Annotated in this window: 13 protein-coding genes; 7 read left to right on the forward strand and 6 right to left on the reverse strand. The window is 65.4% G+C overall.

Translation table 11 applies throughout. The features are described from left to right. Positions 1–6 precede the first annotated feature (6 nt). The 6 genes from mobA to trxA all read right to left on the reverse strand — a co-directional run bounded on the left by mobA (position 7) and on the right by trxA (position 5,728). On the reverse strand, positions 7–591 hold the full coding sequence (gene mobA / locus B058_RS0114690) for a molybdenum cofactor guanylyltransferase MobA (RefSeq protein ID WP_018509254.1): 585 nt from the start codon (positions 589–591) through the stop codon (positions 7–9). Next, positions 578–2,143, reverse strand: a complete 1,566-nt coding sequence (locus tag B058_RS0114695) for an ArnT family glycosyltransferase (RefSeq protein ID WP_018509255.1) — start codon at positions 2,141–2,143, stop codon at positions 578–580. The genes mobA and B058_RS0114695 overlap by 14 nt, the downstream gene beginning before the upstream one ends. Then, the gene (locus tag B058_RS0114700) at positions 2,133–3,587 is read right to left on the reverse strand and encodes a M48 family metalloprotease (protein WP_245539321.1); all 1,455 of its coding nucleotides are present in this window, start codon (positions 3,585–3,587) and stop codon (positions 2,133–2,135) included. Before B058_RS0114700 ends, B058_RS0114695 begins: the two co-directional genes overlap by 11 nt. Positions 3,588–3,700: 113 nt before the next feature. Continuing rightward, positions 3,701–3,907: a 50S ribosomal protein L31 gene (gene rpmE, locus B058_RS0114705; protein ID WP_018509257.1), complete on the reverse strand. Its 207-nt coding sequence runs from the start codon at positions 3,905–3,907 to the stop codon at positions 3,701–3,703. Positions 3,908–4,032: 125 nt separating this feature from the next. Further along, positions 4,033–5,292, reverse strand: coding sequence for a transcription termination factor Rho (rho, locus tag B058_RS0114710; protein WP_018509258.1), 1,260 nt, complete (start codon positions 5,290–5,292; stop codon positions 4,033–4,035). A gap of 109 nt (positions 5,293–5,401) precedes the next feature. Next, the gene (gene trxA, locus B058_RS0114715) at positions 5,402–5,728 is read right to left on the reverse strand and encodes a thioredoxin TrxA (RefSeq protein WP_018076670.1); all 327 of its coding nucleotides are present in this window, start codon (positions 5,726–5,728) and stop codon (positions 5,402–5,404) included. A 159-nt stretch (positions 5,729–5,887) separates the two neighbouring features. Between trxA and fdxA the strand changes: the two genes are divergently transcribed. The 7 genes from fdxA to argJ all read left to right on the forward strand — a co-directional run bounded on the left by fdxA (position 5,888) and on the right by argJ (position 14,835). Then, positions 5,888–6,211: a ferredoxin FdxA gene (gene fdxA, locus B058_RS0114720; RefSeq protein WP_018509259.1), complete on the forward strand. Its 324-nt coding sequence runs from the start codon at positions 5,888–5,890 to the stop codon at positions 6,209–6,211. A 1,649-nt stretch (positions 6,212–7,860) separates the two neighbouring features. After that, positions 7,861–8,838 (forward strand): RecB family exonuclease, encoded by a 978-nt coding sequence (locus tag B058_RS18535; RefSeq protein WP_425425270.1) that lies wholly within the window; start codon positions 7,861–7,863, stop codon positions 8,836–8,838. Next, the gene (locus tag B058_RS0114730) at positions 8,831–12,127 is read left to right on the forward strand and encodes a UvrD-helicase domain-containing protein (RefSeq protein ID WP_018509261.1); all 3,297 of its coding nucleotides are present in this window, start codon (positions 8,831–8,833) and stop codon (positions 12,125–12,127) included. Before B058_RS18535 ends, B058_RS0114730 begins: the two co-directional genes overlap by 8 nt. A gap of 37 nt (positions 12,128–12,164) precedes the next feature. Then, positions 12,165–12,764 (forward strand): DUF938 domain-containing protein, encoded by a 600-nt coding sequence (locus B058_RS0114735; RefSeq protein ID WP_018509262.1) that lies wholly within the window; start codon positions 12,165–12,167, stop codon positions 12,762–12,764. A 67-nt stretch (positions 12,765–12,831) separates the two neighbouring features. After that, entirely contained in the window at positions 12,832–13,170 is a 339-nt protein-coding gene (locus tag B058_RS0114740; protein WP_018509263.1) for a hypothetical protein, read from the forward strand. A gap of 214 nt (positions 13,171–13,384) precedes the next feature. Then, entirely contained in the window at positions 13,385–13,543 is a 159-nt protein-coding gene (locus B058_RS0114745; protein ID WP_245539322.1) for a hypothetical protein, read from the forward strand. Positions 13,544–13,608: 65 nt separating this feature from the next. Next, positions 13,609–14,835, forward strand: a complete 1,227-nt coding sequence (gene argJ, locus B058_RS0114750) for a bifunctional glutamate N-acetyltransferase/amino-acid acetyltransferase ArgJ (RefSeq protein ID WP_018509265.1) — start codon at positions 13,609–13,611, stop codon at positions 14,833–14,835.

A 14,835-nucleotide genomic window follows, 5' to 3' on the forward strand; every position in this document is an offset into this window, starting at 1 on the left:
AGCGGGCTAGGGCTGGAGATCGTCAGGCCGATTGAGGTTGGCAAAGGCCGCCGCGTCGAAACGCACGGTGGTCGAGGATAGCTCCGCCTGCCAATGACGCACCGCGCGTTCGCCGCGTGCCAGATAACCGGCCAGATGCTCGCGCTGGTCGGTATGCACCAGGAAGCAGCTATGGTGTATGCGCGCGTCGTCCTCCGCCACCGCCAGCGGCACGCCTTCCAGTTGTGCCGCGCCCAGCAGGCGAAATGCCAGATCGGCAGGCAGGTGCGGCGTGTCGCATGGGACGACCAGCAGCCAGTCTGTCGTCACCGCCTGCAACGCCGCCAGGACGCCCGCCAGCGGGCCCGGATAGTCAGGCAGGGTGTCGGGCAGGACGCGCCGGCCATAGGCCGCGTAACGCTCGAGATTGCGATTGGCGCTGATGACGATCTCCCCGACCTGCGGCGCCAGCACGGCCAATACCCATTCGACCAGCGGACGGCCCTGATAGTCGACCAGCCCCTTGTCCGCGCCGCCCATGCGGCGGCCCTGCCCGCCGGCCAGAATGACGGCCGTCACGTCCTGCATGCCAGGGGTGTCAGCGGTGGCCATACAGGTGGAAAAGATCCGAGCGGTCGCCGGGGCGGGCACCGTCCCACACCTTGACCCAGTCGGGGGAGATATGCGGCTCGATATCGCGCTGCCGCGTCTCCACCAGCAGCCAGGCGCAGCCGATGTCGGCGGGCGCGAGCATGCGCCCGCTGTGATAGGCCAGCAGCAGACGCTGCTGGCTGCGCACCTGATAGGTCTGGATGCATTCCGTCGGAGGCACCCGTGCCGCCAGCACCGCGCCCACGCTGGCGTAGGAGAGGCGCTGGTCGAGCGGCGCCTGGAACAGCGCCATCAGCAGCCCCCAGCTGAAAGTCATGCCGGCCGTCCACACCAGGATCGGGCGCAGCGGCGAACGGCGAATGCGTGCGAGGAACACAACCCACGCCAGCGTGACGACGACGCCCAGCGCGAGCGCCCACGGACGCAGCACGCCCACGCCCGTCATACCCAATCGGGTCAGCCGCGCTGCCAGCCGCGCCGGGCTGCCCAGGTCGTGTGCGCTCCAGTAGACCCACAGGACCAGGGCGAGAAAGCCGAACAGCATGATGCCGAACCACAACAAGGCATAGGCGGCGCCGCGCCGCAGGGTATAGAGGCCGGACGCTCCCAGCAAGGCGAGCGGCAGCAGCAGAATGAGGCCTTGTTCCTCGCCGGGATCGGTGTCGAATACATACAGGGCGAGCAGGCCCAGCAGCGCGCCCACCGGTAGCACGATGCCCGGGGTGCGCCACTGACGCCGGCCGCGATAGAGCGTCCAGGCAGCCAGCGGCCATGCCGGCCAGGCGTACCAGCCGAGAGTGCTCAGGTAGAACGCCGGACGCAAAGGCGCCCCCCCCAGCCAGCGCTGCAGGTTGAGCGCCTGCTTGAGCGGAATGGCCTGCGTGGTCAGGTAGGCCAGCCACGCCGCGCTTGCCGCCACGGCAAGGCCCACCCCCCACGTCAGCGCACGCCGTGCCAGCGGCGAACGGAAGGCTTCGAGCAGGCCCGGCAATCCCATCGCCAACAGCAGGAACAAGACCGCTTCCGCCGCGCCCCCGGCAAGCAGCATCAGGATGGCGCCGGCGCCCAGCGCCCAGCCACCGCGCGGACCCTGGGGCAGAGTGGCGATGCCGTGCAGCATGATCGCGGCGGCGGCGAACTGCGCGGTTGCCGCATTGAGTTCATGGCCGCGGACCAGGAGTCCCATGCAGCCCAGCAAGGTGAGCGCGGCGGCCCACGCGGTTTCCGCGCCATACAGTGCGCGAGCCGTGCGTGCGATGAAAAACAGCGCCAGCGCGATGAACAGCCCCGAAGCCAGGCGTGCGCCATCGGCCAGGCTCAGGAAAGACGACGTCAGCCAGGCAGTGGCGGTGGCCACCCAGTAGTACAGGGGAGGCGTAGCCGAGACGAACTGCGGGGCAGCACCGCTTTTCAGCAACAGCCACAACTGCACGAAGTGCTCGCCGTCGCCGCCTTTCCAGGGCGCGTGCCCGACCAGCCCGGGCAACAGCCACGCCGCGCAGAGCAGCAACAGCCCGAACCGGGCAAGAGGGAGCGGATGCTTATTGAACAATTTTGAGAAGCTGGCCCGATCGGGGTTCGCCATCAGGATAGAGATCGTTCATCAGGCGCAATTGGCCTTCGACCTCGACACCCAGTGGAGACTGCCGTGCCAGCGCGGCCATCGTCAGGCCGGGGCGGCTCGTGAGCAGTTGCAGGACATAAGGCCGGGCCGTCAGTTTCTCCGCCGGCGTGATCGCATGGAAGCTGTTGATCGCCGCCCGCAGGGCGCTGCGTTCGCGCTCATAGGTGGCCGTGTCCCGCGTCATGCCGGCAATCAGGTATTGCGTGCCGTTAAACACCACGACCGCCACCACCGCCGGCTTGCCCTGCTGGGCGCCCGCGGCAAATGCGGCCGGGAAGCCGCCAAGGTGACCGGTGTCATAGCGCGCGCCCGTATCCAGCTTGACCCCTTTCTGCACGGTCTCCAGCGGATTGTCGTTCTTCGGTCCCTGTACCAGCTCGAGCAGGGCATCGCCCTGGGGGCTGGTCACCACGACCCGGTCAGGCCGGTTCTGCACGCGCCAGTCCGGCGGAAACTGGATCGCCAGGCCCAGTTTCTCATGCAGCAGGGCATTGTCGCGGATCACGCCCTGATCGGGACTGTCGCCGAAATAGAGTCCCGGCAGCTTCTGCAGATAGTCGTTGCGGCCTTCGCGCGGATGGGACACGCGGTATTTGTTCGCCTCGGCCACCACCTGCCCGAGGCGCGCATCGTTGCTGGGGTGCGTATCGAAGATCCCGTGATAGGTGGCCCGCTGCGGGTGACCGCTGCGGGCGGCTTGTTCGGCGGAATACCGTTCCTGGTTTTTCAGCACGCTGATGACGTCGATCATCGCCTGCGGGTCGTAGCCGGTTTTCGCCAGATACGCTGCACCGAGCCGATCCGCTTCCAGTTCGTGCTCGCGGCCATAGCCGGCGGTCCAGGCTTGCGCCAGTGTTTGCAGCAGGGCGGAACCCGCCTGATTGCCCATGCCCGGCACCAGAATCGAGCCCAGCGCCGCGCCAAGGCCGGCCGCGGTGGACGCGCTTGGCTGGCGTACGCCGTGGCGTGCGGTGACATGGCCGATTTCGTGGCCGACCACCCCCGCCAGCTCGGCTTCGGAATTCAGGTACGCCAACAATCCGCGCGTGATATAGACATAACCGCCGGGCAGCGCAAAAGCATTGACCTCGGGACTGTCGACCACGGTGAAATGCCAGGGCAGGTTCGGGCGTTCGCTCTGTTTTGCCAGCCGCTGGCCCACTTCGTTGACGTACGCCTGCAGCGCGGGATTATCCAGGGCTGCGTATTCCTTCAACACCGCCAAGTTGGCCTGTGCGCCCATCTGGATTTCCTGCTGTTCGGACATCAGCACGAAGTCCCTGTCCCCGCTGACCGGATTGTGCGCACAACCGGCCAGCGCCAGCACGCCTAAGGCGGTCACTGCGATACGGCGAAACACTTGGGACGTCACATCTGCCTCTTTCTCGGGATGGCGCGCACGAAATGATACCGTCGTCGCGCCGCAAAAATGCAAAAAGCGGCCGAAGCCGCTTTGGATGCATACGCAGTTTCGCGCAGGCCTGCTTACTTCATGCCGTAACGCTGGCGGAATTTCTCGACGCGACCCGCAGTGTCGACGATCTTCTGCTTGCCGGTATAGAACGGGTGGCAGGACGAGCAGACTTCGACGTGCAGCTTGTCCTTGCCCAGCGTGGAGCGGGTGACGAACGTGCTGCCGCAGGAACAGGTGACGGCGACTTCTTTGTAATTGGGGTGAATGCCGGCTTTCATGGCAATTCCTTCGGGTTGAATTCGGAGAACGAGAGAGTATAGCGGAGTGGTGTCCGGCGCGCAAGCTACGGGATCCCCTCGCCAGAGGGTTCGCCCGCGAGAGGTACGACAGTTCTCCGATAACGTCAGCCGCGCCGCATCGAATCGAAGAACTCGTTGTTGTTCTTCGTCGCACGGATCTTGTCCAGCAGGAATTCCATCGCCTCCATGTCGTCCATCGGGTACAGCAGCTTCCTGAGCACCCACACCTTTTGCAGGATGTCGTGCGGCATCAGGAGCTCCTCGCGGCGGGTGCCGGAGCGGTTGACGTTGATCGCGGGGTACTGGCGCTTCTCGGCCATCTTGCGGTCGAGGTGGATTTCCAGGTTGCCGGTGCCCTTGAATTCCTCGTAGATCACGTCGTCCATGCGGCTGCCGGTGTCGACCAGCGTGGTGGCGAGGATGGTGAGGCTGCCGCCTTCCTCGATGTTGCGCGCGGCGCCGAAGAAACGCTTGGGTTTCTGCAGCGCGTTGGCGTCGACGCCGCCGGTGAGCACCTTGCCGGAGGCCGGCTGCACGGTGTTGTAGGCGCGCGCCAGGCGGGTGATCGAGTCGAGCAGGATCACCACGTCCTTTTTGTGCTCGACCAGGCGCTTGGCGCGCTCGATCACCATTTCCGCGACCTGAACGTGGCGGCTGGCCGGTTCGTCGAAGGTAGAGGCCACGACTTCGCCGCGCACGGTGCGGCTCATCTCGGTCACTTCCTCCGGGCGTTCGTCGATCAGCAGCACGAACAGCACCACTTCCGGATGGTTGGAGCTGATGGCGTGCGCGATGTGCTGCAGCATCACCGTCTTGCCGGATTTCGGCGGCGCCACCAGCAGGCCGCGCTGGCCCTTGCCGATCGGCGCGACGATGTCGATCACACGGCTGGTGATGTTTTCCTCGGCCTTGATGTCGCGCTCCAGCTTGAGCGGCTTGTCCGGATGCAGCGGGGTGAGGTTCTCGAACAGGATCTTGTTCTTGCTGGCTTCGGGCGGCTCGCCGTTGATCAGGTCGAGCTTGGTCATCGCCGAATAGCGCTCGCCGTCCTTGGGGGTGCGGATCTCGCCCTCGATCTTGTCGCCGGTGTGCAGGTTGAAGCGGCGGATCTGCGACGGCGACACGTAGATGTCGTCGGTGTTGGCGAGATACGAGGACTCCGGCGATCGCAGGAACCCGAAGCCGTCCGGCAGCACTTCCAGCACGCCATCGCCGTAGATGCTCTCGCCGCGCTTGGCCAGGGTTTTCAGGATGGTGAAGATCAGTTCCTGCTTGCGAAAACGGTTGGCGTTGTCGATACCGTTGGCGGCGGCAAGCTCGAGAAGCTCGGTAATGGGTTTCTGCTTGAGTTCGGAAAGATGCATGGGGTGGGCCTGAGTGGGCTCGCTTGAAAGAGCCGGACGTGAGGGAGAAGCGAAGCCGGACGGTACTGCGAGGTGGCGGCGCGCCGATGCGCCGTCCGGTTGAAACGTGTCAGATATTGCTGTCGACGAAAGCGGTGAGTTGCGATTTGGACAGGGCGCCGACCTTGGTGGCTTCGACATTGCCGTTCTTGAAGATCATCAGGGTGGGGATGCCACGAATGCCGAACTTGGGCGGGGTGGCCTGGTTTTCGTCGATGTTGAGCTTGCACACCTTGAGCTTGCCGGAATATTCCTTGGCGACTTCGTCGAGGATCGGTGAGATCATCTTGCAGGGGCCGCACCAGTCCGCCCAGTAATCCACCAGCACCGGCACACCGGCCTGCAGGACTTCCTGTTCGAAAGAATCGTCGGATATGTAATGAACATGCTCGCTCATCGGTGAAGCTCCTAGTGTAGAAGTAGGGGTAGCCGGATACGGCCTGGGCAGTTTGGGAAGATGGTAATGCTGGAAAATTCGGTTTTGTGCCGATATGCTACATCAAAATTGCCGCCTGCAAGCATCCGGGCATTTATCAACTCATCTGGGTAATTACGAATGACATACGTTGTAGCCGACGCCTGCGTGAAGTGCAAATATACCGATTGTGTCGATGTCTGTCCGGTCGACTGCTTCCACGAAGGCCCCAACTTCCTCGTCATCGACCCGGAGGAATGCATCGACTGCACGCTGTGCGTGGCCGAATGCCCGGTCGAGGCCATTTTCGCCGAAGACGACGTACCCGACGACCAGCGCGCCTACATCGCGCTCAATGCCGAACTCGCCAAGGCGTGGAAAGTCATCATCGAGAAGAAGGATCCCCTGCCCGACGCCGACGAGTGGGCCGGCGTCAAGGACAAGCGCCAGTACTTGGAGCGCTGACGCGCTTGGCAACCCTGGGCGGCAGCGCATTGCCGCACGCTGTCGCCCGCCACCTGCTCGATCAGCATGCTGATCGTCTGCCGGATCTGTCCGGTCTGACGGTACTCGTCCCCAATCATCGCGCCGGACTCGATCTTGCCCGCGCTTTGGCAAAGGGCGCGGACCGGCCCGTTCTCATCCCGCCACATCTCACCCCGCTGAAAAGCTGGGCCGAAAGCACCCTGAAGGACACAAGCCTGGCCAACGGTCGCGCCGAACCCCAGGCGCGAAGGCTGGCGCGGCTGCACGGTGTGCTACGACACCAGGATTGGCTGGGGGCAGTCGATAAGTGGGCACTCGCTAATGAACTCCTGCAGCTGGTCGACGAGCTGTCAGCCGCGCGGCTGGGCGACGCCATCGGATCGCGTATCCGCGCGCTGCATGGGGGTGCCCTCGACCGGGAAACCGCGCTGATCGAGGCCGTGTGGCAAGCACTCAATACCGACGGCAGCGATCCGCAGGCGCGCTATGCCCGTGCACTCGACAGCCTGTTCGAACAGCTTCGCGCCGCGCCACGGCCAGTCTATGGCTATGCGCTCGGCATGCTCACCGCCGTCGAACAACGGTTTCTCGCGCGCTGTGCCGAGCATGTTCCGCTCACGCTGTTCGAGCAGGACACCGGCGATGACGTGGCCTTCGCCCTGCGGCAGGCCTGGCAAGAGACCGAGCCGCCGCTGCGCGAGCGCGCCGCCCTGCTGGCACAGCACTGCCCCGCCTCGCCGCTACAAGCCCGCATCACGCTCAGCCCGGCGCCGCACCTCGAGGCCGAGGCGCGCGCCGTCGCCACCTGGGTGGCCGGTCAGCTGCAGGCCAGCCGGCACGGCATCGCGCTGATCGCGCTCGACCGCGAAACCGCGCGCCGGGTGCGTGCGCTGCTCGAGCGCATGGACGTGCTGGTGGCCGACGAGACCGGCTGGACGCTGTCGACCACCGCCGCCGCCGCCGTGATCGACCGCTGGCTGGAATGCGTGGCGAGCGACTTTCCGCACATCGAACTGCTGGATCTGCTGAAATCGCCGTTCGTACTGGGCGAACCCGGCGCGCGCCAGGATCAGGTGCTCGCGTTCGAACTGGCGCTGCGCCGGCACGGGATATCCCAAGGCATGGCCGACATGCGGCGGCTGACGCACGACGAGTTCGCCGCGCTTCCCGTCTGGCTGGCCACGCTGGCCGACGCCCGGCAATGCTTTGCCCAGACCCGCGCCCCGCTGGCGGTCTGGCTTACCCGCCTCGTCGACAGCCTCGGCAAATTGGAAGCCATTGCGCCCCTCAAGGCCGACGCCGCCGGCGCGCGCGTGCTCGACACGCTCGACACCCTGCGCCGCGACCTGGCGGACGACGGCGAAAAGTACGGCTTCGGCGAATGGCGGCGCTGGCTCAATCTGGCATTGGAGTCGGAAAGCTTCATCGACGCCAGCGTGGCCAGTCCCATCGTGCTGACCTCGCTGCCCGCTGCGCGCGGCCGTCTGTTCGACGCGGTGGCGGTGATCGGCGCCGACGCCCGTCATCTGCCCGCCCACCCCNCCCCCGGCCTGTTCAGCCAGGCCACCCGCATGCAGCTTGGCCTGCCCACCCCCGCCGACGAAGCGCTCGCCGCCACTGCCGACCTGATGCAACTGCTGACCCAAGGGCCCGCCCTCTTGAGCTGGCAAGCCTGGAACAACGACGAGCCCAACCCCGCCTCCCCGCTGGTGCTGCGGTTGCAGGCCCTGCACCAGGCCGCATGGGGCACGGCCCTGCCGACACAAACCATCGGCGCGCCGCCCACCCAATGCAGTCCGCTGCCCGGCGCATCCGTGCAACCTGCACCAACGGTATCGGCCGCACAGCTGCCGCGCCATTATTCGCCCACCGCCTACCAGACCCTGCTCGATTGCCCCTACCGGTTTTTTGCGCGCAGCGTGCTCGGCATCCGCGAACTCGACGAAGCCGACGAGGCGCTCGACAAGAGCGATTACGGTAACGCGCTGCATCGCATCCTCAAGGCCTTTCACGACAGCCATCCGCCGCTTGAACGCGACGCCGCGCTGGCCCGGCTGAATGCGATTTCGGCCGCCGAATTCGCCATGCTGCCCGCATGGACCGCCGCCGCCTGGCGCTGCAAGTGGGAAAGAATCCAGCCGGCCTACCTCGACGCCTGGCTGGCCCACGCATCTGCAGGTTGGCGTTATGAATCCGGCGAAACCGATTTCGCCGTACCGCACACCATTGCCGGCCTCGGCGAAGTCACCCTGCACGGCCGCGTCGATCGCGTCGACGCAAAGGGCGACGCCCGCTACGTGATTGACTACAAGACCAGCACCGCGCAGAGCCTCAGGAAAAAACTCAAGGCACCGGACGAAGCCGTTCAGCTGCCGTTCTACGCCTGGCTGTGCGAAGCCGCTGCCGCCTATCTGCCGATCAACGAAGTGCCTGTCGCGCCGCTCGAACTGGACGGCGAAACCGATGTCGAGGCCATCAGTCGCCGCCTGTCCGACCTGCTCGAGGCCATCGCTGCAGGCGCCACGCTTCCCGCCCATGGCATCGACGGCGTATGCGCATACTGCGAAGCGCGCGGGCTATGCCGCAAGGGAATGTGGCATGAGTGAGCCGCTGGATAACGCCATTGCCCTATCCCCCGCCCGCTCGGCGGTGGTGGAGGCCTGCGCCGGCAGCGGCAAGACCTGGCTCCTGGTGTCGCGCATGCTGCGTCTGCTGCTGGCCGGCGCGGCGCCGTCGGAACTGCTGGCGATCACCTTCACGCGCAAGGCGGCGCAGGAGATGACCGATCGGCTACATGAATGGCTACGGATGCTGGCGCTGGAAGACGACGCGACGGTGCGCGAATTTCTGCGCGCGCGCGCGGTGCCGGACGCCGAGATCGGCGCGATGCTGCCGCGCGCGCGCAGCCTGCTGGAAACGGTGCTGACTGCGCAGCCAGGGCCGACGGTGACGACCTTTCACGGCTGGTTTCTCGATCTGTTGAAACGCGCGCCGCTGGAAGCCGGATTGCCATGGGGCGCGCCGCTGCTGGAACGCGAAAGCCAGCTGCTGAACGAAGTGCGCGATCGCCAGCTCAACCGCTGGGCCGCCGCGCCGGACACCGCCGAAGGCGCTGCCCTGCTGACACTGCTGGCCGACATCGGCGAGCACAGCCTGCGCACGCTGTCGAAACACTTCGTCCAGGCGCGCACGGAATGGTGGGCCTATACCGATGGCCAAGCCGATCCGGTGGCCTATGCGCTGAGCCAGTTGCGCCCGCTGCTGCACCCCGATCTGGACAGCGACCCGGTGGCCGCATTCTGGGCCGACGAATCGACCGTGGCGCGTGTGAAGCGGATCGGCCTTGCGCTGGAAAAAGGCAGCAAGAGCGAACAGGCGCGTGCGCCGGAAATCCAGCACAGCCTGGATCTGCCGCCCGACGACGCTCATGCCGCGCTGATGAAGCATCTGATGACGGCAGGCAAGCGGCGCAAGAAGCCGGCAACCAGGGAACTGGAAAAAGCACTCGGGGCGGAGTTCGACACATATCTGCGTGATCTCGACATGCTGGAAACCGCGCTCGAGACCCTGACTGCGATCCAGGCCGACATCCGTATCTGGGCCCTCAACCGCCACGGCCTGCTGCTCGGCCACGCGCTGATCGCGGCCTATCAGGCCGCCAAGTCGCAGCAGGGCGTGATCGATTTTGCCGACGCCGAATGGCAGGCCTGCCGCCTACTTGCCAGCGAGGAGCACGCTCCGGCGCTGGCGTTGAAGCTGGATGCACGCTATCGGCACCTGCTGCTCGACGAATTCCAGGACACCAATCCGCTGCAGTGGCAGGCGCTGTCGACCTGGCTGCTCGAAGCACGCAGCGCCGACAACGGCATGACCGTCTTCATGGTGGGCGACCCCAAGCAGGCGATCTACCGTTTCCGCCGCGGCGAGGCGCGGGTGTTTAACGCGGCGGCGGAATTCCTGCACGCGCATTTCGGCGCACCGCGTTTCAGCACCGATATGACGCGGCGGCTGGCGCCGTCGGTGGTGGCGGCGATCAACCCGGTATTCGCCGACGTGGCGGGGTTTGCCGCCCACACCCACGCGCCGGAGAACGCCGACCGTCCGGGCGCGCTGCGCAGCCTGCCGGTGCAGGTGGAAAAAACCGAAGCCGCCACGGTCGATGGCCTGCCCCACACGGGAACTCCGATCCACTACGCGGCCTCCGGCCACGTGTGGAGTCCTATGCGCAACCCGCTGACCACACCGCAACCGGAAGCCGACGATCGCGCCGTGCACGCGGAAGCACGGCAGTTTGCACGGGTATTGCGCGACGAAGTGCTGGACCGCTGGGGCGTGATGGATGGCGGAAGCCCGCGTGCGGCACGCCCGGGCGACGTCATGGCGCTGGTCAGAAAACGTACCCACCTGCACCTGTACGAACGTGAACTGGAAGCGGCGCGTATCCCGTTCATCACCTCGCGCCGCGGCGGCCTGCTGCATGCGCTGGAAGCGCGGGATGTGATTGCGCTGCTCGAAACGCTGCTGCTGCCGCACGCCGACCTGAAGCTGGCACACGTGCTGAAAAGTCCGGTGTTCGGCTGTAGCGACGAGGATCTGCTGCGGGTGTTCGCGCCGCAACCGCCGGGCGAAACACGCGGCTGGGAACGACTGGCCACCCTGATCCATCAGACCGACTGCCCGCCCACCCTGGCACGCGCCGCGTCCCTGCTCGGTCGCTGGCGAACGCATTGCGGCACGCTGCCGGTGCACGACCTGCTCGACCGCATCTATTTCGAAGGCGATCTCGAAGCACGCTATGCTGCCGCCGTACCGGAAGCGATGCGGCCGCAGGTTGCCGCCAACCTGCGCGCCTTCATGCAACTGGCGCTGACGCAGGACGCAGGGCGCTATCCCACGCTGGCCGGCTTCATCCGCGAACTCGCCAGCCTGGTCGATGATGCCGACGCCGCACCCGGCGAAGGCCTGGCCGCCGACGGCGAGAACGCGGTGCGGCTGCTGACCATCCACGGTGCCAAGGGGCTGGAAGCGCCCATCGTCTGGCTACTGGGCGGCAGCGACCACCAGAAAGGAACGAGCCATGCCGTACTGGCGCCATGGCCTCCCGAAGCACCGCGGCCGGTGCATTTTTCCCTGTTCGGCAGACAGGAGGAGCACGGCGCATGTCGCGAGGCCTGGTTCGAGGAAGAAGCAGAACTGGCGCAGCGCGAATCCGACAATTTGCTGTATGTCGCGCTCACCCGCGCCGAACAGGCGCTGGTCGTGAGCGGCGACGCGGAGAAAAACGCCTGGCTGCAGCGCGTCGATGCTGCCTGGCGGAACCTGGGCCTGCCGGCCGACCTGCCCCCCGCAACCGCGCGGGCAGCGGATCGCCTCCTGCCGCCGATCCGCATCGACGCCCCGGCAATCGGACAGCGCGTCGGCACGCCGGTGACGAACCCGGCCGCGGCAAGCGGCGAACTCTTTCACGCCTGCCTGGAGCACCATGCGCCACCCGGAACCCCGCGCGATCTGGCGGCGCTGGCGACGCATCTGGGACTCGAAAATCAGCTGGACGCCATCGAATCCACCGCCCGCGCGCTGCTGGCAAAGCCGCATCTGACACGGTTTTTCGACCCCGCGCAGTATCGGCGCGCATACAACGAACTAACCCTGCTCGATGGCCACGGACGCTTGCAACGGCTCGACCGCGTGGTGGAATGCGACGATTCGGTGTGGCTGATCGACTATAAAACAGGCAACGACAGCCGCACGCTGTCCGACACCGAACTGGCTGAGCGCCACGGCACTCAGCTGGCGGGATATCGCACTCTGCTGGCAGAACTGTATCCCGACAAGCCTCTCCATGCTGCATTGCTGCTGGCAGACGGACGGCTGGTCGAACTGAACAGCGTATAAATACACCCTGCCTTCACCGTTATTAGGACCCGCAACCTTGATCGACAAACCTTTCTCCGAGTCCTGCGTACAAAACCGCGACCCCATTCTGGCGATATTACGCACGCTGTTCACCGATCGCCGCCATGTGCTCGAAATCGGCAGCGGTACCGGCCAGCATGCCGTGTATTTTGCGGCCGACCTGCCGCATCTCGTCTGGCAGACCGCCGACGTGCCGCAGCATCACCCCGGCATCCAGGCCTGGCTCGAAGAGGCCGCGCTGCCCAATGTGTTGCCGCCGCTGGCGCTCGACGTCAACGACACCGCCTGGCGCAGCGGCCGCTATGACGCGGTGTTTTCCGCCAATACCCTGCACATCATGGGCTGGCCCGAAGTGGAAAAATTCTTTGCGGGCGTGGGCATGGTGCTGGAAGCTGGCGGCATCCTGGCGGTATACGGCCCGTTCAACTACGGCGGCCGCTATACGTCGGAGAGCAATGCCCGCTTCGACGCCTGGCTCAAGGCACGCGACCCGGCTTCGGGCGTGCGCGATTTCGAGGCGGTGGATGCCCTGGCGCGTGCGCACGACCTGGTTCTGCAACAGGACATTGCCATGCCGGCCAACAATCGCACGCTCGTGTGGCGCATGGCAGGCTGAATTCCGCTTTGCCTTGCCGGGCGCTTTGCTATAACACAACCATTAAGAAGTTGGTTGGGGAACTCGCATGCGCATCGCCGAATTGATCCAGCGCTGGGGCCAGGAGGGGCATGCGCACCCGGATGCGCGCACCTATACGGTTCACTTGCCATTGCGTGATGCCGCCCGCGTCGAAGCGCTGCACGTGATGTATCCCGACTGCAGCGACTCCCAACTGATAGCCGACCTGATCCGGGCCGCCCTCGACGAACTTGAGGTTGCCATGCCCTACATCCCGGGCAACCGCATCATTGCCGAAGACGACTATGGCGATCCGATCTATGAGGATCTCGGCCCCACCCCGCAGTTCTACTCGCTGTCGCATGAAATCCTGCGCAAGCTGGCCGCCCCGCTCATGGACAAGTAGCTGTCGAATTAATTTACATATCGTGCCGCGCCGCGTTGGCTCAAACAAGCCAGCACATTGTTTCTTATGGCGTTTATTTCCTGGCACGACGATTGCTGTCCCTCCCCTTACAACAACCCTGACTGCGAATACCATGTATCTCGGCCCGGCTTTTCTCTTCTCAGCATTTGCCAGTCTGTTTTATGTTCCTGGCTTTCTGGACATGCCACTGGGAATGCTTACTTCGCGGCAGCTCATCTCGGAATTGCTGTTTCTCGTCTTTGCGCTGATTGCGCTGGCCGCGCTGGCCCGCTCGATCGAACTCGACCCTGTGTGGCCATGGCGGCCGGGATTCCGCCGCCTGCTGAACGTACTGCTGGGGCGCGCGCAGTAAGACTCAGCCATCTATTTGCAGCAAGCCCGGCATAAAATAGCGGCTTTCCGTCCTACTCCGCCGCCATGCCCGTCAACCTTACCGCTCCCGACCCTGCCTCACTGCTGCCCGTTGCCGGTGTGCGGCTCGGCATCGCCTCCGCCGGCATCAAAAAGCCGGGGCGGCGCGATATCACGCTGATCGAGCTCGCTGCCGGCAGCCAGGTCGCCGGCGTATTCACGCAAAACCGCTTCTGTGCTGCGCCGGTTACGCTGTGCAAGCAGCATCTGGCGACGGGGAATATCCGCGCACTGGTGATCAACACCGGCAACGCCAACGCCGGAACCGGCGAGGAAGGCCTGAAGCGGGCCCGCCAGACCTGCGACGCCGTGGCACAGCTGATGGGGTGCGCGACCGAAAACGTGCTGCCATTTTCCACCGGCGTCATCCTGGAACCGCTGCCGGTCGACAAGATCCTGCCGGCCTTGCCCACCGCGCAGGCCGACCTCGCGCCGAATCACTGGAGCGATGCCGCGCACGCGATCATGACCACCGACATCGTCGCCAAAGGCGCGTCGCGCCAGATATCGATCGGCGGCAAGGCGGTAACGGTGACCGGCATCGCCAAGGGTTCCGGCATGATCCACCCCAACATGGCGACCATGCTGGGCTTTGTCGCGACCGACGCAGCGATGGCCGCGTCCCTGATGCAACAACTGGTCAAAGAAGTGGCTGACGTGTCGTTCAACTGCGTCACCGTCGACGGCGACACCTCCACAAATGACAGCTTCATCCTCATCGCCTCCGGCCAGGCCGGCAACACTGAAATCGCCGCCGCCTCCGGCACCGATTACGCCATGCTGAAGGCGGCATTGAGCGAGGTCGCCATCGAGCTCGCACAGGCCATGGCGCGCGACGGCGAAGGCGCGACCAAGTTCATGACCATCGCCGTCGAAGAGGGGCGCGACCGCGCCGAGTGCAAGCAGATCGCCTATGCCATCGCACGCTCGCCCCTGGTGAAGACTGCCTTCTTCGCCAGCGATCCCAACCTCGGACGCATTCTCGCCGCCATCGGCTACGCCGGCGTGGCGGACCTCGACGTCAATGCGCTGAAAGTCTGGCTCGGCGACGTGCTGGTGGCGGAAAACGGCGGCCGCGCCGCCAGCTACACCGAGGCGCAGGGCGCGGCGGTGATGAGGGAAGCCGAGATCACCGTGCGCGTCGCACTGAATCGCGGCACCGTGAATGCCACCGTATGGACCTGCGACTTCTCCTACGATTACGTGAAAATCAACGCGGAGTACCGCACTTGA

Origin of the sequence: Thiobacillus thioparus DSM 505, from assembly GCF_000373385.1 — a bacterium.
Taxonomy (GTDB): Bacteria; Pseudomonadota; Gammaproteobacteria; order Burkholderiales; family Thiobacillaceae; genus Thiobacillus; species Thiobacillus thioparus.

What these genes read in the sequence shown, in the direction of transcription:
- mobA (WP_018509254.1), bottom strand. Translation starts at nt 591, where the DNA reads ATGGCCACCGCTGACACCCCTGGCATGCAGGACGTGACGGCCGTCATT.
- rpmE (WP_018509257.1), bottom strand. Translation starts at nt 3,907, where the DNA reads ATGAAAGCCGGCATTCACCCCAATTACAAAGAAGTCGCCGTCACCTGT.
- rho (WP_018509258.1), bottom strand. Translation starts at nt 5,292, where the DNA reads ATGCATCTTTCCGAACTCAAGCAGAAACCCATTACCGAGCTTCTCGAG.
- trxA (WP_018076670.1), bottom strand. Translation starts at nt 5,728, where the DNA reads ATGAGCGAGCATGTTCATTACATATCCGACGATTCTTTCGAACAGGAA.
- fdxA (WP_018509259.1), top strand. Translation starts at nt 5,888, where the DNA reads ATGACATACGTTGTAGCCGACGCCTGCGTGAAGTGCAAATATACCGAT.
- B058_RS18535 (WP_425425270.1), top strand. Translation starts at nt 7,861, where the DNA reads ATGCAACTGCTGACCCAAGGGCCCGCCCTCTTGAGCTGGCAAGCCTGG.
- B058_RS0114730 (WP_018509261.1), top strand. Translation starts at nt 8,831, where the DNA reads ATGAGTGAGCCGCTGGATAACGCCATTGCCCTATCCCCCGCCCGCTCG.
- B058_RS0114740 (WP_018509263.1), top strand. Translation starts at nt 12,832, where the DNA reads ATGCGCATCGCCGAATTGATCCAGCGCTGGGGCCAGGAGGGGCATGCG.
- B058_RS0114745 (WP_245539322.1), top strand. Translation starts at nt 13,385, where the DNA reads ATGCTTACTTCGCGGCAGCTCATCTCGGAATTGCTGTTTCTCGTCTTT.
- argJ (WP_018509265.1), top strand. Translation starts at nt 13,609, where the DNA reads ATGCCCGTCAACCTTACCGCTCCCGACCCTGCCTCACTGCTGCCCGTT.